General features: G+C 71.1%; 15 protein-coding genes and 1 pseudogene. 2 read left to right on the forward strand and 14 right to left on the reverse strand.

The genetic code is table 11. The features are described from left to right. Window positions 1-40: 40 nt before the first annotated feature. Window positions 41-940 carry a LysR family transcriptional regulator gene (locus FCH28_RS23485; protein ID WP_136742081.1) on the reverse strand — a complete coding sequence of 300 codons (900 nt, stop codon included), beginning with the start codon at window positions 938-940 and terminating at the stop codon, window positions 41-43. Between the two features lie 288 nt (window positions 941-1,228). On the opposite strand from FCH28_RS23485, the gene FCH28_RS23490 reads away from it, so the two are divergent. Beyond that, window positions 1,229-1,936, forward strand: coding sequence for a rhomboid-like protein (locus tag FCH28_RS23490; protein WP_136742223.1), 708 nt, complete (start codon window positions 1,229-1,231; stop codon window positions 1,934-1,936). Between the two features lie 165 nt (window positions 1,937-2,101). On the opposite strand, the gene FCH28_RS23495 is transcribed toward FCH28_RS23490, so the two are convergent. The 9 genes from FCH28_RS23495 to FCH28_RS23535 all read right to left on the reverse strand — a co-directional run bounded on the left by FCH28_RS23495 (window position 2,102) and on the right by FCH28_RS23535 (window position 12,633). Then, a complete protein-coding gene (locus FCH28_RS23495) occupies window positions 2,102-2,920 on the reverse strand; it encodes an HAD family hydrolase (protein WP_136742082.1) in 819 nt (272 codons plus the stop codon). Continuing rightward, window positions 2,917-4,206 (reverse strand): serine--tRNA ligase, encoded by a 1,290-nt coding sequence (gene serS, locus FCH28_RS23500; protein ID WP_136742083.1) that lies wholly within the window; start codon window positions 4,204-4,206, stop codon window positions 2,917-2,919. The genes FCH28_RS23495 and serS overlap by 4 nt, the downstream gene beginning before the upstream one ends. A gap of 854 nt (window positions 4,207-5,060) precedes the next feature. After that, entirely contained in the window at window positions 5,061-5,987 is a 927-nt protein-coding gene (gene pheA, locus FCH28_RS23505; protein WP_136742084.1) for a prephenate dehydratase, read from the reverse strand. 137 nt (window positions 5,988-6,124) lie between these two features. Beyond that, window positions 6,125-7,396 (reverse strand): iron uptake transporter deferrochelatase/peroxidase subunit, encoded by a 1,272-nt coding sequence (gene efeB / locus FCH28_RS23510; protein WP_136742085.1) that lies wholly within the window; start codon window positions 7,394-7,396, stop codon window positions 6,125-6,127. Continuing rightward, the gene (locus FCH28_RS23515; RefSeq protein ID WP_136742086.1) at window positions 7,396-9,609 is read right to left on the reverse strand and encodes a copper resistance CopC/CopD family protein; all 2,214 of its coding nucleotides are present in this window, start codon (window positions 9,607-9,609) and stop codon (window positions 7,396-7,398) included. The genes efeB and FCH28_RS23515 overlap by 1 nt, the downstream gene beginning before the upstream one ends. A 54-nt stretch (window positions 9,610-9,663) precedes the next feature. Continuing rightward, a complete protein-coding gene (locus tag FCH28_RS23520; RefSeq protein WP_136742087.1) occupies window positions 9,664-10,110 on the reverse strand; it encodes a copper chaperone PCu(A)C in 447 nt (148 codons plus the stop codon). Next, window positions 10,107-10,793, reverse strand: coding sequence for an SCO family protein (locus FCH28_RS23525; RefSeq protein WP_136742088.1), 687 nt, complete (start codon window positions 10,791-10,793; stop codon window positions 10,107-10,109). The genes FCH28_RS23520 and FCH28_RS23525 overlap by 4 nt, the downstream gene beginning before the upstream one ends. 89 nt (window positions 10,794-10,882) lie before the next feature. Next, window positions 10,883-11,716 (reverse strand): YcnI family copper-binding membrane protein, encoded by an 834-nt coding sequence (locus tag FCH28_RS23530; RefSeq protein WP_136742089.1) that lies wholly within the window; start codon window positions 11,714-11,716, stop codon window positions 10,883-10,885. Between the two features lie 101 nt (window positions 11,717-11,817). After that, window positions 11,818-12,633: a hypothetical protein gene (locus FCH28_RS23535; protein WP_136742090.1), complete on the reverse strand. Its 816-nt coding sequence runs from the start codon at window positions 12,631-12,633 to the stop codon at window positions 11,818-11,820. A 245-nt stretch (window positions 12,634-12,878) separates the two neighbouring features. Here FCH28_RS23535 and FCH28_RS23540 point away from each other — a divergent pair, with 245 nt between their 5' ends. Further along, window positions 12,879-13,373 carry an ATP-binding protein gene (locus tag FCH28_RS23540; protein WP_136742091.1) on the forward strand — a complete coding sequence of 165 codons (495 nt, stop codon included), beginning with the start codon at window positions 12,879-12,881 and terminating at the stop codon, window positions 13,371-13,373. Between the two features lie 41 nt (window positions 13,374-13,414). On the opposite strand, the pseudogene FCH28_RS23545 reads toward FCH28_RS23540, so the two are convergent. From FCH28_RS23545 to FCH28_RS23560, 4 genes and pseudogenes are all read right to left on the reverse strand, one after another. After that, window positions 13,415-14,988 (reverse strand): annotated as a pseudogene (locus FCH28_RS23545) (alpha/beta hydrolase). A gap of 162 nt (window positions 14,989-15,150) precedes the next feature. Further along, a complete protein-coding gene (locus FCH28_RS23550) occupies window positions 15,151-15,807 on the reverse strand; it encodes a response regulator transcription factor (protein ID WP_136742092.1) in 657 nt (218 codons plus the stop codon). A 100-nt stretch (window positions 15,808-15,907) separates the two neighbouring features. After that, the gene (locus FCH28_RS23555) at window positions 15,908-17,644 is read right to left on the reverse strand and encodes a sensor histidine kinase (protein ID WP_136742224.1); all 1,737 of its coding nucleotides are present in this window, start codon (window positions 17,642-17,644) and stop codon (window positions 15,908-15,910) included. Between the two features lie 281 nt (window positions 17,645-17,925). Continuing rightward, the gene (locus FCH28_RS23560; RefSeq protein ID WP_136742093.1) at window positions 17,926-18,450 is read right to left on the reverse strand and encodes an LppU/SCO3897 family protein; all 525 of its coding nucleotides are present in this window, start codon (window positions 18,448-18,450) and stop codon (window positions 17,926-17,928) included. Window positions 18,451-19,181 lie beyond the last annotated feature (731 nt).

The raw sequence follows: 19,181 nt of genomic DNA on the forward strand, positions 1-19,181 counted from the left end.
GCGGCGGACCCGCCGCAAACGGCTGGGGACCAAGACCGGCTCAGGCAACGCGCAGCGCCCCGCGAACCGTCTCGGCGAATTCCACGGCCGCCGGGCTCAGCGCCGCCCACTGGCGTACCGCCCAGCCCGTCGCCAGCGGGGGCAGCGCGGGGATCGGCACCAGCCGAAGCGCCGACCCGGCCGTGTCGCGGTGGCCCGGCGGTTGCGGTACCACCGCATGCCCGACGCCCAGTTCGGCCAGCAGCAGGGCGGTGTCCCAGTCCGCGACGCTGGTGGTGCTCGGTGGCGGTAGCGGCCCGGGTTCCCGGCTGTTCAGATGGCCGTCGAGCCGCATCCTGGACGTGGAGTTCTCCGGCAGTCGGATGTGCCGGATGCCGGCCAGCTCCTCGGGCTCGATCCGCTCCCGCGACGCGAGCGGATCGTCGGCGTGTACGGCCAGCACCCACGGCAGATCGATCATCGGGTGCTGCTCGATGCCCCGTACCGGCGGACCGATGGTGATCCAGGCCAGCTCGGACGTGCCGTCCGCGACCGCCCCGAAGCAGCGGCGGCTGGAACTCTCGGTCTGGAACTCCAGGTTGACCCGTGGATGGCGGGCCCGGAAGGCGACCACCGCGTCGGACATGAAGTGCCGTACGGTCGTGGCGCCGGTGGTCACCCGGACCGTGCCGCCGTCGCCCTCCCGCATATCGGCCAGCGTGCGCAGCGCCAGATCCAGCCCGCCGAGGCCGTCGGCGGCCGCGCGCTGCAGGATCCGGCCCGCCTGGGTCGGCGCGACGCCGCGCGCCCGGCGCTCCAACAGGCCGATGCCCGCCTCGCGTTCGAGCCGCTTGATGCGCTGGCTGACGGCGGACTGCGTACACCCCAGGTCCCGGGCGACGGCGCTGAGATTGCCCGCCTCGCAGACGGCCACGAAGGCGCGGAGATCGTCGAGAGTCACGGGCTCACGCTAGCCCCAATCCAAGCTATCTCTAAGGGTTTTGAAAGGAAACCTGAGGATTGACTTGGGGGTTGCTGCACCGCGAAGATCTTCACAGGGCCCGAGGGCGGCAACCCGGAACCCCGTACGGCCGTACGGCTCCGGGTGCCGACCCGCCACGCGCACCATGGTGCATTCCGCCCGCGTTAGCCTCTTACGGTGGAAACCGAGGGCAGGGCGGACGATACGGCGGACGGGGCGCACAACGGGGCGCACAACAGGGCGTCCAACGAGACGCCCAAAGGGAAGATCCAAGCCGTCCGCCGCCGGCTCCTCCGGGCCACGGACTGGCTCCTGGCCTGGATCCGCTCCACTCCCGGCACCCACATCTGGCTGCTGATCATCGGCATCACCAGCCTCGTCATCGCCTCGGCATCCGAGGGCCTGGAGCACTTCCTCCTCCACCGCACCAGCAGCAACATCCATGAGCTGAACGAGCATCCGCTGCCCTCGCTGCTGATCAGCGGTTTCTGGATCGAGCAGCCCGGGTCGTTTCTGCTCTACGTGGTGATGTTCGAGCTGCTGCACGCCAACGTCGAGCGATGGATGGGCACTTGGCGCTGGCTGCTGACCGTCGCGGCCGCGCATGTCGCCGCCACGCTCGCCAGCCAGGAACTCGTCCTGCTGGCCATCGAGGGGCACCGGCTGCCGCGTTCGATGACCCATGTGGTGGACATCGGCGTCTCCTACGGGCTGGCGGCCGCCGCCGGTGTGCTGACGTATCGTCTGCGGCCGCTCTGGCGCCATGTGTATCTCGCCGTGGTGCTGGCCTTCTTCGCGGTCCCCCTGATGACGGGGGCGACCTTCACCGACTTCGGCCATGCGATCGCGCTGGTCATGGGCTACGCGGCCTGGCCGCTGACGCCGGCCGCGTCCGTACCCGGGGAACACGGGGAACACGGGGAACACGAGGAACCCACGGAGGGGGCCGAGGAGGGGCCCGGGGGTGTCCCCTAGGGGGCGTTCGAACAGATCCCCTAGGGGATGCGAAGGCCCCCTGCGGGTCCACAACGTCGGGGTGCGGAGCGGGTATTCCCGTGTTCCGACCGCCCTCCCACGGCCTCACTCAGAGCCCGTAGATCCGCTCGCCGGCGTCAGAGCCCGTCAACCCACTCCCGGCTCTCAGAGCCCGTAGATCCGCTCCAAGGCGTGTGCGATGCCGTCGTCCTCGTTGGAGGTGGTGATCTCGTCGGCGACGGCCGTGAGTTCGGGGTGGGCGTTGGCCATTGCCACGCCGTGTGCGGACCAGGCGAACATCGGGATGTCGTTGGGCATATCGCCGAAGGCGACGGTCTCCTTGGCCTTGAGGCCCAGCCGCCTGGCGGCCAGTGAGAGTCCGGTGGCCTTCGACAGGCCCAGGGGGAGGAGTTCGACTATGCCCTCGCCGGCCATCGTCACCCCCACCAGATCCCCGGCGACCTCGCGTGCGGTCCGTGCGAGCTCGTCGTCGTCGAGGGTCGGGTGCTGGAGGTAGACCTTGTTGAGCGGGGCCGCCCACAGGTCGGCGGGGTCCTTGATCATGACGGTCGGCAGGGGGCCGTCCTGGACGCGGTAGCCGGCGCCGACCAGCACCTCGCCCTCCAGGCCGTCCCGGCTCGCCGCCAGAAACAGCGGGCCCACCTCCGCCTCGATCTTGGACAGCGCGAGTCCGGCCAGCTGCCGGTCCAGCGTCACCGACGTCAGCAGCCGGCGCTCCCCCGCGTGGTAGACCTGCGCGCCCTGCCCGCACACCGCGAGGCCCTGGTAGTCCAGGGCGTCGAGGATGTGCCGGGTCCAGGGCACCGAGCGGCCGGTGACGACGATATGCGCCGCGCCCGCCCGGGTGGCCGCGGTGAGCGCCGCGCGGGTGCGCTCGGAGACGGTCTCGTCCGGACGCAGCAGCGTCCCGTCGAGGTCCGTCGCGATGAGTTTGTAGGGGAGCGAGGGCGCGGCGGCGGTCACTTGGCGACGGGCTCCAGGACCTCGCGGCCGCCCAGGTAGGGGCGGAGCACCTCGGGGACGCGCACGGAGCCGTCCGCCTGCTGGTGGTTCTCGAAGATCGCCACGATGGTGCGCGGGACGGCGCAGAGCGTGCCGTTCAGCGTCGCGAGCGGCTGGACCTTCTGCTTGCCGTCGACGGTCTCGCGCATCCGGACCGAGAGCCGCCGCGCCTGGAACTCATTGCAGTTCGACGCCGACGTCAGCTCGCGGTACTTGCCCTGGGTGGGGATCCACGCCTCGCAGTCGAACTTGCGGGAGGCCGAGGCGCCGAGGTCGCCGGTGGCCACATCGATCACCTGGAAGGGCAGCTCCAGGCTGGTCAGCCACTGCTTCTCCCAGTCCAGCAGCCGCTGGTGCTCGGCCTGTGCGTCCTCCGGCGCGACGTAGGAGAACATCTCCACCTTGTCGAACTGGTGGACCCGGAAGATGCCGCGGGTGTCCTTGCCGTACGTACCGGCCTCGCGGCGGTAGCACGGCGAGAAGCCGGCGTAGCGCAGCGGCAGCTTGCCCGCGTCGAGGATCTCGTCCATGTGGTACGCGGCGAGCGGGACCTCGGAGGTGCCGACCAGGTAGTAGTCGTCCTTCTCCAGGTGGTAGACGTTCTCGGCGGCCTGGCCGAGGAAGCCGGTGCCCTCCATGGCGCGCGGGCGCACCAGGGTGGGCGTCAGCATCGGGGTGAAGCCGGCCTCGGTGGCCTGCGCGATGGCGGCGTTGACGAGGGCGAGCTCCAGCAGCGCGCCGACGCCGGTGAGGTAGTAGAACCGCGAGCCGGAGACCTTGGCGCCGCGCTCGACGTCGATGGCGCCGAGCAGCTCGCCGATCTCCAGGTGGTCCTTGGGCTCGAAGCCCTCGGCGGCGAAGTCGCGCGGGGTGCCGAGGGTTTCGAGGACGGTGAAGTCCTCCTCGCCGCCGACCGGCACGTCCGGGTGGACGATGTTGCCGAGCTTGAGCAGCAGCGTCTGGGTCTCGTCCTTGGCCTCGTCCTGCGCGGCGTCGGCGGCCTTGACGGCCGCGGCCAGCTCGCCGGCCTTCTTCAGCAGCGCGGCCTTCTCGTCGCCAGAGGCCTTGGGGATGAGCTTGCCGAGCGCCTTCTGCTCGGCGCGCAGCTCGTCGAAGCGGACGCTGGACGACCTGCGCCGCTCGTCGGCGGAGAGCAGGGCGTCGACGAGCTCGACGTCCTCTCCACGGGCGCGCTGGGAGGCGCGCACACGGTCGGGGTCCTCACGGAGCAGGCGAAGGTCAATCACCCCACCAGGCTACCGGGGCCGTGCCCCGGCACTCGACGTGATATTGCCGCGTGCCATCATTTGACCGTTTTGCGGCTATTTATTCCTTGGGTGGGAATAGGTGGGGTGGGAATGGACGGCGGGGTGAATGGGCGCAGGAGTGATCGTCAAGGAATTGCCGTGCCGCGCATTCCCGGAGGCCTGGCTCCCCGGGCCGGTTCCGCGTCCGGTTTGGGGGTGCTGGTTTCCGGTCCGGTTTCCGATCCCGTTTCCAGTCCGGTTCCCGTCTCGTTTTCCGGTCCGGTTTCCTTGATCCGGTATCCGCAATGCGGCATTCGCGCTGTGGAGGCGAGGTGCCACCCTGGGTCACCGATCGGGCCTCGAACCCGGCTCACGGCCGGGGTTGTCCACAGGGGGCGGGGGTTCGGGGGGTCTTATCCACAGGCTGTGTGCGAGGTCTGTGGAAGTCGGAAGTGATCATTCCGTTCCCGGAATGTTCCGCTATGGATTCCTTGTTCAAACCACCTTCCGGCACTCTTTCGTGTGGGATTGCCTCGCTCTAAAGGATTGATCGCGTAAATTAAGCTGACGCCGCACAAGGTGGGGCCCTGTGGAGGGGTGTGCGGTCACTAGAGGGATTTGTCGACTCTGTCCGGCTGTTGTGTCGACTTACCCACAGATCGAGAACCGTGCCTGTGGATAACTTTGTGGAAAACTCGCGGCACGCCAAAACCGCAGGTCGTATGCGTCGCATGGTGTCCCCGCGCCGGACCGGGACGGCCTCCGACGACGGCCTTCGACGACGGCCCCGACAGCGCCGCCCGGACGCCGTCGGCGACGTCGCCCTCAGCTGCGTCGCCGACGCTAGGTAGCCGTCAGCTCCGCCCGTCCTGGCAGCGCGCCAGCCAGTCCGAAGCCTCCGTGAACGCCGAGTCGGTCATCTGCGGCCGTACGGTCGCCGTCACCTCGTCGGCCCGCGGGTACGAACCGAGGAAGCGCACCCCGCGGCAGATCCGCTTGAGACCCATCAGCACCTCGCCGACCCGGCGGTCGGTGACATGCCCCTCGCAGTCCACCGAGAAGCAGTAACGGCCGATGCCCTCACCGGTCGGCCGGGACTCGATCCGCATCATGTTGACGCCGCGGACCGCGTACTCCTGGAGCAGCTCCAGCAGGGCGCCGGGGTGGTCCTCGCGCAGCCACAGCACGACCGAGGTCTTGTCCGCGCCGGTGGGCGCCGCCGGCCGGGCCGGACGGCCCACCAGGACGAAGCGGGTGGCCGCGTTCTGCGCGTCATGGATGTCGGTGACCAGCGGCTCCAGGCCGTACGTCGCCGCCGCGAACTCGCCGGCGAACGCGCCGTCGTAGCGCCCCTCCTGCACCAGCCGCGCGCCGTCCGCGTTGGAGGCCGCCGACTCCCATACGGCCTCCGGGAGTTGGGCCGCCAGCCACTTGCGCACCTGTGGCTGGGCCACCGGGTGCCCGGTCACCGTCTTCACGTCGTGCAGGGCCGTACCGGGGCGTACGAGCAGCGCGAAGGCGATCGGCAGCAGCACCTCGCGGTAGATCATCAGTGGCTCGCCGGCGGCCAGTTCGTCGAGGGTGGTGGTCACCCCGCCCTCGACGGAGTTCTCGATCGGCACCAGCGCGGCGGCGGCCTCCCCGGCCCGCACCGCGTCCAGGGCCGCCGGCACCGACACCATCGGCGTCAGCTCCCGGGTGGCCGCCTCGGGAAGCGTGCGCAGCGCGGCCTCCGTGAACGTGCCCTCGGGGCCGAGATAGGTGTAGCGGCTGGCCGACATGCAGGTGACTCCTCGCGTAACTGCGGGGGCGCCCCGCCGATCTTCTCCCTGTCCTGTCACGATACCGAGCCCGCACGGGGCCGGACCGGGGTCCTGCCTAAGCTCCCCCGCCCTCCGGTCCCTCGGCCTCCGGTCCCTCAGCCCTCCAGCAGCGGCCGGCCGACGTAGTCGCCGGGCGCCGCGGCCGGCGGCACCGCGTACAGCCCGCTCGCCTCGTGGCGCAGGAACGGGGAGAGCGCGTCGCCGCGGTCCAGCTTCCGCTGGACCTGGGTGAAGGCGCGCAGCGGATCGGCCTGCCAGCAGACGAAGAGCAGGCCCGCGTCCGGGGCGCCGTCGTCGCGGTAGCCGTCGTGGAAGGAGAACGGGCGGCGCAGCATCGCCGCGCCCTGGTTGGACTCCGGAGCCGCGACCCGCGCATGGGCGTTCGCGGGGATGACCGGCAGCCCGTCGGCGCCGTTCTGGTCCAGCCGCATCGGGGTGGTCTCCGAACCGCCGGTCAGCGGCGCCCCGTTGTCCTTGCGGCGCCCGATGACCCGCTCCTGTTCGCCCCGTGAACGCTTCTCCCAGTCGTCCAGCAGCATCCGGATCCGGCGCACGACGGCGTACGACCCGCCGCGCATCCACTCCTGGTCGGCGTCCCGCCCCACGAAGATCCGCTCGTCGAAATCCTCGTCGGAGGGCTTGGGGTTGTTGGTGCCGTCGATCTGGCCCATGAGGTTGCGGCTGGTCATCGGGTGCGCGGTGGCGCCCGGCGTGCGGTTGAAACCGTTCATCTGCCAGCGCAGCCGCGCGCTGCCGGCCGCGTCCTTCTGGAGCGCGCGCAGTGCGTGGAAGGCGACCAGCGCGTCATCGGCGCCGATCTGGATCCACAGGTCGCCGTTGCTGCGCTTGGGGTCCAGCGCGTCGGCGGAGAAGTCGGGCAGCGGGTCGAGCTGTACCGGACGGCGCTTCTGGAGGCCCGTACGGTCGAAGAAGCTGTGGCCGAGGCCGAAGGTGACGGTCAGCGAGGACGGGCCGGCGTCGAGGGCGACCCCCGTGTCGGCGTCCGGGGCCCGCCCGGCCATCAGCTCCTCGGCCGTCCGCGACCAGCGGCGCAGCAGCGCTGCGGCGGCCTTGCGGTCCGCGCCCGGGACCAGGTCGAAGGCGACGAGATGCCCGTTGGCCTGCAACGGAGTGGTGATGCCCGCCTGGTGCTTGGCGCGCTCGGGGCGGAACGGGACCTCGGTCGAGCCGATGGTGGTGAGCGCGGTGGGCGCGGCCTGCTCGCCGCCGGAGACCGCGAGGGCGCCCCCGGCCCCGCCGACGACCAGCCCGGCGGCGCCCGCCGCACCGACCGTGCCGAGCAGCCGGCGGCGGGAGAGCTCCAGGGAGACCTGCGGGTCCGGGGCTTGCTTGGATTGCTTGCTCATCAGCCGATCTTCACGTTCTCGGTCTCGGTGATCTGGTCGATGTCGGAGGTCCGTACGAGCAGCGAGAGCTGCCACTTCCCGGGGACCGGCAGCTGTACGCCGTGGGCGCTCCAGCGGCCCACCCCGCTGTGCCGGGGGACGACCGGCAGCGGTCCGAGCTTCTGGGACTTGAGGGTGAAGGAGATCTTCACCTCCGGGACGTCCATGGCCTTGCCCGACGGGTCGGAGATCCGCAGACGCAGTTCGTTGGCGCTGCCGCTGCGTCCGGGGTCGAGGTCGAGCCGGGCGGTGCCCTTGCCGCGCGGGCCGCCGGTGTCGAAGGGGATGGTCAGGACCTGCGGCCGGCCGGCGGTGGCGGCCCCGCCACCGTTCTGCCCGGCCGCGGCCTTGACCGCCGCTTCCGTACGGGCCGGCTCGGTGGCGGTCAGCACGGTGGTCACCGCCAGCAGCACGACGGCGACCGACGCCTCGGCGAGCACGGACCGGCGCAGCCCCAGCCGCTCCGGGTCGGCGTCGCGGAGCCGCTTGGCGCGGGCGGTGCTCAACGCGGCCTGCTGACGGGCCAGTTGAGCGGCGCGGGCGGGGTCGGGGGCGGGGGCGGGCGCCTGGGGGTGGGGGGCGTCGGCACCTGCGCCTGCGCTTGCGTCGGCATCCGCGGCTGCATCCGCTTCGGCGCCGGTTTGCGCCTTGGCGACGGTCACCGATTCGAGCTCGGCCTCCCGGGGCTCCGGCTCGGCCCCCTCGGCCTCCCGCCCGGCTCCCTCGGCTCCCTCGGCCTCCTGCCCGGCTTCCGCTCCGGCCTCCCGCCCGGTCTCCGCGGCACCCGTCGTACGGATCTCCGCGAGCCGCGCGGTCCACCGCCGCGACGTCCAGCCGATGCCGACCAGCACCACGACCAGGCCCGTCTTGAGCAGCAGCAGCTGCCCGTACGAGGTGTCGGTCAGCGCGCGCCAGCTGCCGACCTGCCGCCAGGACTGGTAGATCCCGGTGGCCACCAGCACCAGCACCGAGCAGAACGCGATCCGCGAGAAGCGGTGTACGGCGCTCCGCTCGACCGGCGGTCCCCAGTACAGGGACACCAGCAGGGCGGTCAGCCCGCCGAGCCAGAAGGCGACGGCGAGCAGATGCAGGACGTCGACCGGCATGGCGACGGCGGGTTGCAGCCCGGTCGAGGCGTGTTCGGCCATCGCCCAGGTCGCGGCGAGACCGGCGGCGACGATCACGCCACCGAAGGAGAGCCCGAAGGTGAGATCCCGGCGCCGCTTGGCGTCCTCGTCCGCCGTTTTCTCGACCGCCGCTTCCTCGTCCCCCGTGTCCTCGTCCGGCGCGTCCGCGTCCGCGTCCGCCGCCTCCGCCTCCGCCTCCGCCTCCGGCTCCGCCTCCCGATCCCGCTCCCGCCGCGTCTCGTGCGCCTGCGCGTACGCCCCGAAGAGCACCGCCACGAACACCGCCGCGGCGCCGAGCAGCAGCAGCCGGGAGACCAGCGCCGCCCCGGGCTTGGTGTTGAGGACCGCCTTGAGACCGCCGAGGTCGAGGACGTCGGCGAGCTCGCCGGACCCGGTATACGGGGCGCGCAGCAGCAGCATCACGATGGTCGCGGCCGTCAGCACGGCCCAGCCCTGAACGACCAGGCGCTGCACGGACCGTACGCGGGACGCGGCCGGGCGGCAGGCGACCACGAAGGCGGCGCCACCCACCAGCAGCACGAACCCGGCGTAGGCCAGATAGCGCGCGATGCCGTAGAGCGCGCCCACCAGCCCGCCGCCGGCCTCCTGCTCGGGCACGGTGGCGGCGGTCTTGGAGGGCGCGCCGACGGAGAAGGTGAAGGCGCCGGAAACCGGGTGGCTGTCGGCGGAGACCGCCTGCCAGGCGACGGTGTACGTACCGTCGGCGAGCCCCGGCGGCAGCCCCGCGCCGTATTTGACGGTGCTGCCGCTGCACAGATTGCGCAGCTTGCCGCGGTCCACCCGCTTGCCCTTCGGGTCCAGGACCCGGATGGAGTCGTCGCCCATCGCGACGCCCTCGGAGAAGGTGAGCGTCACCTGCTCGGGTGCGCGGTCCGCCACCGAACCCTGCGTCGGCGTGCTGCCGGTCAGCGCGGCATGCGCGGACGCCGGGGCGGCGCCGCCGAGCAGCGCGCCGGCCAGCGCCGCCATGACGACCAGCAGCCGCAGTACGGCGGACCGTCGCGGCCGTAGCCCGGTGGTGACCATAGTGATCGCTCCCCTCAACTGCCGTTGCTGTGACGTTCCTGTGCCGCCCGACCGTTACTTCTTCGGCGCGTAGTCGGCGGCCCTGACCGGGATGGCCACGTTGATCGGCTGGGCGTGGGCGAAGTGCAGCTGGACGCTGATCCCGTCGCCCTTGAGCGGCTTGTACTTGAGGCCCATGAGCATCAGGTGGTTGCCGCCGCGGTCGAGCCTGAGCTCGCCGCCCGCCGGAATCGCCAGGGAGTCGACCTGCTCCATCTTGTTGCCGACCGTCTTGTGGATCGTGACGTCCTTGGCCTGGTTGGTGGTGACCGCGGTGAGCTTGTCGGCGGCGCCGCTGTTCTTGATCGTGAAGAACGCGCCGGCCATGTCCTTGGTGACCGGCTGCGGCATGTACGCGCCGTCGACCTTGAGCTGCGGGGCGGTTTCCTCGTCGGCGCAGCCCGCGAGGCCGAGGCCGGCGGTCAGGGCGAGGGCGGCGGCGAGGGTGGTACGGCGGTTCACGGGTTCTGCCCCTTGATGATCTTCGGAATTGCTTTGGTGTAGTCGTCGGAGGTGGCCTCCTGCATGCCCAGCCAGTGGATCCGGTCGTCCTTCGGGGACGCCATCAGAACCTGGGCACCATGTGTCGAGACGACGTCGCCGTTCTTCTTCTTGACGGGCTTCTCGATGCCGATGTTCACGCTGCGCGCGCCGGCCTGGATCGTGTCGAAGTCGCCGGTCAGGCCGGTGAAGTCGGCGTTGATCCCGCCGAGCCACTTCTTGAGCGCCGCCGAGGTGTCGCGCTCGGGGTCGGAGGTGACGAACACGACCCGGAGGTCGTCCTGTTCGGCCTTCGGCAGCTGCTTGACCGCCACCGCGATGTTGGCCATCGACAGCGGGCAGACGTCCGGGCAGTTGGTGTAGCCGAAGTAGATCAGGGTCGGATGGCCCTTGGTCTTCTCCAGCAGGTCGTACTTCTTGCCGTTGGTGTCCGTCAGGACGAGGTCCGGCTTCTCCATGGGGTTGTCGAGCTTGACGATCGGCTTGGCGGCCGTGCCGCCGGAGACGTCCGCGACGGGCTTGCCGCCGTCGTCGGCGCCGCAGGCGGTGAGGGTGAGGGCCGCGGCCGCCGCGACGGCGGAGACGAGCACGGTCCTTCGGCGCGGTGCGCCGGGCAGGGCACGGCGCCTTGTAGAGCTACGCATTACAGAAATATCCCGTTGGTCCAGAGATCCCGGTGGCCCGGGAAACGAAGTGCCGGGCCGGCGCGGTCGGGCGCCGGCCCGGTCGGTGATCAGGCGCCGCGGCGACGGCCGGCCAGCACGCCGAAGGCGACACCGACGATGCCGACGACGATGCCGACGACGGCCAGGATCCGCGCGGTGCTGTCGCTGCTCGACGCCGAGCCGGCCGCGTTGGAGATCGCGTCGTGCGTGGCCTTCGCGTCGCTCTTGGCGTCGTGGTCGCCGGTCCCGCCGTGATGCCCGTCACCGCTCGCCTCGGCGAGTTCGAGCACCGGCGCGGGGTTCTCCGGCTCCGCGGCGCCCTCCTTCGTCGGCTCGATCCAGCGCACGACCTCCTTGTTGGAGTACGTCTGGAGGGCCTTGAAGACGACCTGGTCGGCGTCCTCGGGGAGCTGTCCGAGGACGACCGGGAACTGCTGGAACTGGCCGGGCTCGACGCCCTTGTCGTCGGCGGTCCAAGTGATCTTCGAGGGCGCCTCGTTGATCTTCTCGCCGTGCATCTCCAGGGGCTTGTCGAGCTTGGTCTTGGTGACCTCGACCTTCCAGCCGGGCACCGGCTGTGGCATCGCGAACGCCAGCGGGTGGTCGGTCGGCAGGGTGACCTCCAGCTTCACCGTCGAGGCGTCGTCGCGCTCGTTGGGCACCTTGAAGTTGACGGTCGCAATGCCGCCCTTCTCGGCCTGACCGTCGGGCTGGACGCTGACATGCGCGAAGGCCGGGACGGCGAGCAGCAGCACGCTGCCGGCGGCGATTCCGCCGATGACGGGCAGCCGGCGGCCGAGCCGCCGCACGGTGCCCCGCGCCACTCCCGACTCCGTCGCGTTCCGCGTGTTCGCCGCGTGGGTCGTCGGGTCGCTCGTCGCATTGGTCGTCATGTCCGACATGGGGTGAATGCTCCACAGGTAAGAGGTAAGGGTGATCCGGCGCGCATGCGGCGACGGCGCGAGAGCCCGTACCCGGTCCGTGGGGCGTGCTTCGCGTGACGTCAGGCCGCGAGGGCCAGGGCGGGCGGCCCTCGCCTGACGACACTGTGGTGGAGCGCGAGGCCCTTCGGGCCGGGTTTGTCATCCCCGTACGAAACGGGGGCGCGCGGAGCGTCGTCGGACGCCGGGCCGAGCCCCGTGAGCAGGGCACGTACCAGCGTGAGTGCCCCGCGCAGCGCACCGACGAGCGTCTCGGCCGCGACCTCGCGCGCCGCCGGAGCCGAAAGCCGTACCAGGCGCCACAGCGCTGCCTCGCCGCGCCGCAGCAGCCACCCGAGGGCGAGCGCCGCGAGCAGATGCCCCAGGCACATCGGCAGCGACGGCAGCAGACAGTGCGCCATCGACGGGTCGGGGGCCGTACCGCCGGTCATCTGGTGGGCGGCCCCGAAGCCGCCGGAACCGAGGATCCGGCGGGCCTCGTCGCCGTCGAGCCGACCGGCGCCGAGCCCGCAGGACACATGGCGGGCCAGGGCGATGGCCGCCTGGTCGGAGAGTCCCTTGACGCCGCCCCCGCCGCCCATCGGCGCGGTGGCCAGCGGCCGCTGCTGCCCCAGGGCGAACAACGAGTGCAGTACGAGCTGGCCGACGACCAGCCCGGCCGCGATCCCCGGCAGCGAGCGTTCCCGCCCGGCCAGCGGTGCGGCGACCGCGAACACCGCGGCGCAGGCGACGCCCAGCGTCCACAGCGGAATCGCGGTGGAGGAGGCCGCCAGATGCCCGGCCGCGGACAGCGCGACACAGACCGCGGTGAACACCGCGGCCCTCAGCAACCGGAGATCGGCGGCTGCGCGCGCGGTCGGGGCGGGCGGGGCAGTCATGGCGGCGCCATCATGCCACTGCCCCGAAATACCGCATACGGCAGGGCGCCGCTCAGCGCAGCGCCCCGGGGCCGTACGGAAGCCGGGCGGGGCGCACGGGGGCGCGTGGGAGGGCGCTGCCTACACCGACGCGCTCTGTCCCCGCATCCGCCGAATGAGCGGTGTCACATCCCGGACATGCTTACGGACCTTGGCGCGCGGCAATAGGTATCGGTATGTCGAGCCGTGGCCAGGAGGCTGGAGCGATGAGCATCTGGTGGTCCCTCCATCTGCGGCGTGAGGCCGCGAGCGTGCCGCTGGCCCGTCGTCTGCTACTGGGCACGATGGAGACGGCCGGCGTCGACCCGGACATCTGCTACGACCTGTCGGTCGCCCTCTCCGAAGCCTGCGCGAACGCCGTCGAGCACGGCGGTGACGCCGCGACCGAGGACTATCGCGTCACCGCCTTCATCGACGGCGACACCTGCCGCATCGAAGTGACCGACTCCGGTCCCGGCTTCCGCCGTCCCCAGCCGTCCGCCCCGCCCCATCCCGCGACGGACGGCGCCCCCGTGCCGGCCGCCGTCCCCGCCCCCGCGCAGGCCCCCGCATACGCCGAAGACGGCCGGGGGCTCTTTCTGATCGAGGCCCTCACCGACCACGTCCGCTACCGCAACCGGACGGGTCGGCGCGGTGCGGTGGTCAGCTTCGACAAGATCCTCAAGTGGCGGGAGGGGGCGGCGCTGCCGATGGCGTCGTGAGGTCGCGTACCGGTCGTGCGCACCGCCCCGTGGCCAAGTGGTCAGGAACAGACGGTGCCGTTCGCCGGGACCTCGCCGTCCAGCAGATGTCCGTTCACGGCCTTGGTGGCGCACTGGTTGACGCCGTAGGTGCCATGGCCCTCCCCCTTGACGGTGACCAGCACACCCACGCCCTTCCCGAGCTTCTCCGCCATCTTCCGGGCGCCCGCGACGGGGGTCGCCGGGTCGCCCGCGTTCCCTATGACGACGATGGGGGCGGCGCCGGGTGCCGAGACCTCCGGGGTGTCGCTCTTGCCGGTGACCGGCCAGCCGGTGCAGCCCAGCAGGCCCTTCGCGGTCAGCTCACCGAAGACGGGTGAGGCCTTGCGGAACTCGGGCAGCCTGGCCCGCACGTCCTCGGGAGTGCTCCGCTGCCTGGTGTCGGCGCAGTTGATCGCGGTGTTGGCGGCGTGCATGTTGTTGTAGCGGCCCTGGTCGTCCCGGCCGACGTAGCTGTCGGCCAGCATCAGGAGGTTGTCGCCGCTGCCCTGCTCCGCGTCGGAGAGCGAGACCGACAGGGCCGGCCAGGCCTCCTTGGAGTAGAGCGTCGCGGCGATGCCGATGACCGCACTCTCCTGGGTGAGCTTGCGCCCGCTCCGGGCCGGCAGCGGCTGCTCGCCGGTCTTCGCCAGCAGGCCGGTGATCCGCCGGCGCCCGTCCTCGGGGCTCTTGTACGGGCAGGTGCCGGGCGTCCTGACGCAGTCGGCGAGGTAGTTGTCCAGGGCCAGCTGGAAGCCCTTCGCCTGGCCCAGGGACTCCTGCGCCGGGTCCTGGGTCGGGTCGACCACGGCGTCCAGGACCGTGCGGCCCACCTTCTTCGGGAACAAGTGGGCGTAGACACCGCCCAGTTCGGTCCCGTAGGAGATCCCGAAGTAGTTGAGCCGGGCGTCGCCCAGGACCTGGCGCATCAGGTCCATGTCGCGGGCCGCGCTCTCGGTGCCGACGTGCGGCAGCACCTTCCCGGAGTTCTTCTCACAGGCCGCCGCGGTCTTCCTGCCCTCCTCGACGGTCCCGGCCAGGTCGAGGTTCTTGGCGCGCTGCTCGTCGGACTCCTTGTCGCTCAGGCACTTCACGCCCGCGCTGTTGCCGACGCCGCGGGGGTCGAAGCTGACCAGGTCGTAGCGCGAGCGCAGGGACTGGGCGGCGGTGTAGCTCGGCAGGGTGGCCACGCCCGAGGCGCCGGGGCCGCCGAAGTTGAAGACCAGCGAGCCGATCCGCTTGCCGCCGTCTTCCGCCTTGGCGCGGATCAGCGCGAGGTCGATGGTGTCGCCGGCGGGCTTGGCGTAGTCCAGGGGGGGGCCTTCAGGCTCGCGCACTCCCATGCCGTGCCGTCCGGCAGATTTCCGGGTGCCTTGCCGCCGCCCTCGGCGGTGGACGGCGCCGGGCAGGACCGCCAGTCGAGCTTCTGGGAAGTGAGCGACGCGGGCAGCGCGGTGGCCGCCGAGGGGGAGGACGGGTCGCGGTCGGATCCGGCCCCGTCACCGCCCTCGGCGGGGCCGCAGGCGGTGACGCCGAGGGCGAGCAGCAGAGAAGCGGAGAGCAGCGAGGTGGTGCGAAGGGGTATATGTCTGGACATCATTGGCCTTCTGGTGGGTGCTGGTACGGGATGAGTACGGGTGCGGGTGGCGAGGTGTTCGGGCGGGGTTCGTGAACGGGGCGATGATCAGGGTGAGTTGGGCACCGTGGCGGTGAATGCCATGAGGTGCTGTGCGCTGAGTGCGGCGTGCTGTGCGCTGCGTCAGGCGGTGCCCAGGTCGGCGTCCCGTGCCAGGAGCGCGGCCTGCACCCGGTTCTCGCAGCCCAGCTTGGCCAGGATCCGGCTCACATACGTTTTGACCGTGGCCTCACTCATATGAATCCGCTGTCCGGCGTCCGCGTTGGACAGGCCCTCGCCCAGCAGCGCCAGGACCTCCAGTTCACGCTCGGTCAGCGACTCCAGACGGCGGCGGGCCTGCTCGGTGCGACGCACGGTCTGGCCGGACGCCAGCGAGTCCGCGACATGACGGGTGGCGCCCGGCGACAAATACGCGTCTCCGGCCGCGGCGGCCCGTACCGCACGCATCAGCTCCGCCGGCGCCGAGTCCTTGAGGAGAAAACCCGCGCTGCCCTCCGCCAAGGCCCGCAGCACGTTCTGCTGTTCCCCGAACGTCGTAAGGATCAGCACCCGGGTGTCGGGGACGGCCCGGCGCAGTTCGGCCAGGGCCGTCAGTCCGTCCATGACCGGCATCTGGATGTCGAGGAGCACGACGTCCACGCGCTGGGCACGGACCAGTTCGACCGCCTCACGGCCGTTCGCGGCCTCCGCGACGACGTCGATATCGTCGGCCGAGCTCAGAATCATCCTGATGCCTGCCCGAATGAGCGGCTCGTCATCCGTGACAAGAACCCTGATCACGACTCTCCTGCGCGGTCTTGAGCGGTCCTACCTACGGCCACTCGCCATCATCCCCGATCGAGCCGTCCACCCGAACACCCAGGCGACCGTTCCGCTGCCGTTACGTCCTGACCTCGAAGGACTTCTTCTCGATCAGCTTTCCGCCCTTGAAGCAGAAGCGGAAGACAGGTTCCCTGTCCCAGCTGCTGCCGGTCGCCGTGGAATTCAGGCTGAGGCACTCGGCCCCCTGGGGCACCGGCGGCGCACCCTTCTCCAGGCCTTCGGTCAGGAACGACGACCCGTCGGGCAGCCGCTTGCGGACCTCCGCCTCCGACTGGCCCACCTTCACCTCGTCGTACTTCCTCGGCTCGATCATGCCCTTGTCCGCCTCGCCTACGAAGACGAACAGCCCGACCACAGCGGCGATCACCAGCAGCAGGGCGATCAGCGCCGCCACCCCGCAGCCGATGGCTATGCCACTGCTTCTGTTGTTCCTGCTCATTGCCCTGGCCAGCTCCTTCGGCAGACCGCTCCCGTAGATGACCGGATCACCCTCGCCCAGGGGGCCCGCCGGAATCTGCCGCCGAAAGTCGCCTGTCGGATCGACGAACGGTGTGGCCTCGCCCCAGGGCGCAGGGCCCGGGGCACCGCCCTCCGGCGAGGTGTACGGCAGGACGCCCGCCAGACGGAAGCCGCCGTCGGCCGTCGGGCCCGCGTGCACCATCCCTCCGATGAGCCGGGTCCGCTCACCGAGCCCGGTCAGCCCCTGGCCACCGCTCACCACGCTCCGGCCGCCGTCCGCCGGCGCGGGCGCGGGGCCGTTCGCGACCTCCACGACCAGCGAGTCCGGCTCATATCGCAGTTCGATGGTGATCGAGGCGCCCCGGGAGTGTTTGTGGGCGTTGGTCAGGCCCTCCTGGGCGATGCGGTACGCCGCGTGATCGGCGGTCGGCGGGAGCGGGCGCGGCTCGCCGGAGCGCCGCAGCTCCACGGCCGTACCCGCGCCACGGGACGCCGCCACCAGGTCCTCGATGCCGGCCACCCCGCGCGACGGCACCGCGGCATCCTCCGTCCCCGCGGCCGCAACAGGTCCGCCGGGGACGCCCGCAGCGGTCGCCGGGGAAAAGGCCTCGGGCCCGGGGGCCTGCGTGCCGTCCCGCAGCAGGCCAACCACCTCGCGCAGCTCGTGCATCGCGGCCACCGACGCCTCGCGCAGCACCCCCACGGCCTCGCGCTGGCGACCCGTCAGCTCGCGGTCCACCTCCAGCGCGCCGGTGTGCACCGAGATGAGGGCGAGCTGATGGCCGAGGCTGTCGTGCATGTCCTGCGCGATGCGCTGCCGCTCGCGCAGCCGGGCCTGTCCGGCGATCATCGCCCGCTCGCGCAACAGCTGGGCGTTGTACTCCCGGAGGGTGTTCAGCAGCGTACGGCGCTGGACCCAGTAGCGGCCGGCGAGACCGGGCACGATGACCGTGCCCAGCAGCCACAGGGCGGCGAAGACCGAGAGCGGGACCGAGAACTGCGGCAGCGCCTGCAGGATGGTCGCGGTCAGGCTGAGGACGTAGGCGAGGCCGAAGGCGACGGTCGCCCTGCCGGCCCCGGCGATCCGCCGTCCGGCCGACCAGGCGGCGACGAGGGCCAGCGGGGCGAGACCCTCGAACACGTCGGAACCGACGACGGACACCAGCAGTACGGTCGCCGGCAGCACCCGGCGCAGCGGTGACAGCACTCCGGTAGCGAGGGCAATGCCGACGATCTGTAGGGTGCCGCCGCCGGTCAGCGCCCCGGAACCGGCCGCCAGCAGCGCCAGCACCACGCTCAGCAGCGATTCGCCCGCGATGCGCCGGGGCGGCCACATCCCCGGGTCGAGGAGAGCCCTGCCCGGACCGGCCAGCCGCCGGGACGCCGAACGCAGCCTCACCGCCGGCGCCTGGCGAGCCGGTTTCGCAGTGTCCGAGTCCGTACGTTCCACACCTGTCACGCGGCCACGTTAAGCAGGCCCTCGCGCCGAGGACACCGCCGTTCGTCGCGATGTGCCTCAACCAAAGTCTTGCCCGCGACCAAAGTCCTGCCGGGAAACGGATCCGGCCGTCACCCGCTGCTGCGGGCGACGGCCGGCAACCAGGCCGAGGGCCGGACTCAGAGCTTGGTGAAGCACAGCGTGGACTGAGATCCGCGGCTGGGAATGTAGTGAATGCCGTAGTCGTACTTCGACGGGCAGGTCTCGTTGGCGCCGATCAGCTCTTCGCCCGTCTTGTACTGGGCCTGGGGGGAGTCACAGTCGACGACCACCGCCGTCGGATCCTCGCCATGGGGATCGTCGACCTTGACGCAGTCGCCGACCTCGGGGTTGTACTTCTCGATCTCCTTGGCCCGAGCGGACGCCGAAGCCTCCGCCTTGGCCTTGCCGCCGTTGGGATTGGTGTTGTAGTCCCACACGTACCAGACCGTGCCGCAGATGACAGCCAGGATGACGGTGATGTTGATCAGCGCACGCCGGGGGTTCCGCTGAGGCTGCGGCCGCTGCGGTCCGCGCGGCTGCTGCGGCTGCTGCCCGTATGGCTGCTGGCCGTACTGCTGCTGCCCGTACTGCTGCGGCGGCTGCTGGTATCCGTACGGCTGCTGTGGCGGCTGGTTCTGATAGGGCGGCGGCGGTGCGGACACAGCTGGGGTCCCCCATGGTCGATGGCATGAACGAAGGTCAACGCGAAGTTGACCGACGCAGATTACCTTTCGGCTCCTGCCGGATAGGCGGCAGTCCCGGTGAACTTCCGGTGCGGCCCCGCGCGCAGGAGATTTCCGCCGTGGAGATCGCCGCCCCGCGCACCCGTCGACCCACGCAATTCCCTTTCATCCGGAGGGAATTCATCCGCCGTGACGCATTTCGCATTACGCCGGGTGTATTGCGCCTGGGATTGGATCGGGAGCCGTCGCAGTGACCGGTCGGCCCGCGGTGCGGTCTCGACGAGGCCGTGCCGCAGCCCATGACGGCACCGTGATCATTGGTGTCGGCGATCTCCGAATGATTCCGGGGAGCCGCCCTTGTCCTCATTTGTTCGAGGTGAGTTCCGGCAGGAGTGGGAATCTCCTGGTGCTAATCTGCTTCGGCCGCTCCCCCCTTGGCTCATCAACGTGCTTTCCGTAGGCCGGCCAATTCGGCACTCGCCTGTGGAGGCTGTGAAAGGTGTGGATGCCGGTGCGTGGCGAACTGCTGGCCGGGTTAACGGCCTTACCGACGCTCTGCGGCCGCGGGACCTCGCAGCCCGCCCGCCGACCCCGCCGAAACCCGCCAACAAGCAGCCAAGTTACCGCCACGACCTGCGAACTCCCCGCTCAGCGTGGCAGGATCACTGCCTGGCTCTGCGCGCAGCCGAGCAGTCCCAGGTTTCATGACA

Origin of the sequence: Streptomyces piniterrae (genome assembly GCF_005048155.1) — a bacterium.
Lineage (GTDB): Bacteria > Actinomycetota > Actinomycetes > Streptomycetales > Streptomycetaceae > Streptomyces > Streptomyces piniterrae.

Bases quoted from the DNA above. Each gene is read 5' to 3' on its own strand.
- FCH28_RS23555 (WP_136742224.1), bottom strand. From the start codon at position 17,644: ATGTGGCCGCCCCGGCGCATCGCGGGCGAATCGCTGCTGAGCGTGGTG.
- efeB (WP_136742085.1), bottom strand. From the start codon at position 7,396: ATGAGCAAGCAATCCAAGCAAGCCCCGGACCCGCAGGTCTCCCTGGAG.
- FCH28_RS23540 (WP_136742091.1), top strand. From the start codon at position 12,879: ATGAGCATCTGGTGGTCCCTCCATCTGCGGCGTGAGGCCGCGAGCGTG.
- FCH28_RS23525 (WP_136742088.1), bottom strand. From the start codon at position 10,793: ATGCGTAGCTCTACAAGGCGCCGTGCCCTGCCCGGCGCACCGCGCCGA.
- FCH28_RS23515 (WP_136742086.1), bottom strand. From the start codon at position 9,609: ATGGTCACCACCGGGCTACGGCCGCGACGGTCCGCCGTACTGCGGCTG.
- FCH28_RS23535 (WP_136742090.1), bottom strand. From the start codon at position 12,633: ATGACTGCCCCGCCCGCCCCGACCGCGCGCGCAGCCGCCGATCTCCGG.
- pheA (WP_136742084.1), bottom strand. From the start codon at position 5,987: ATGTCGGCCAGCCGCTACACCTATCTCGGCCCCGAGGGCACGTTCACG.
- FCH28_RS23530 (WP_136742089.1), bottom strand. From the start codon at position 11,716: ATGTCGGACATGACGACCAATGCGACGAGCGACCCGACGACCCACGCG.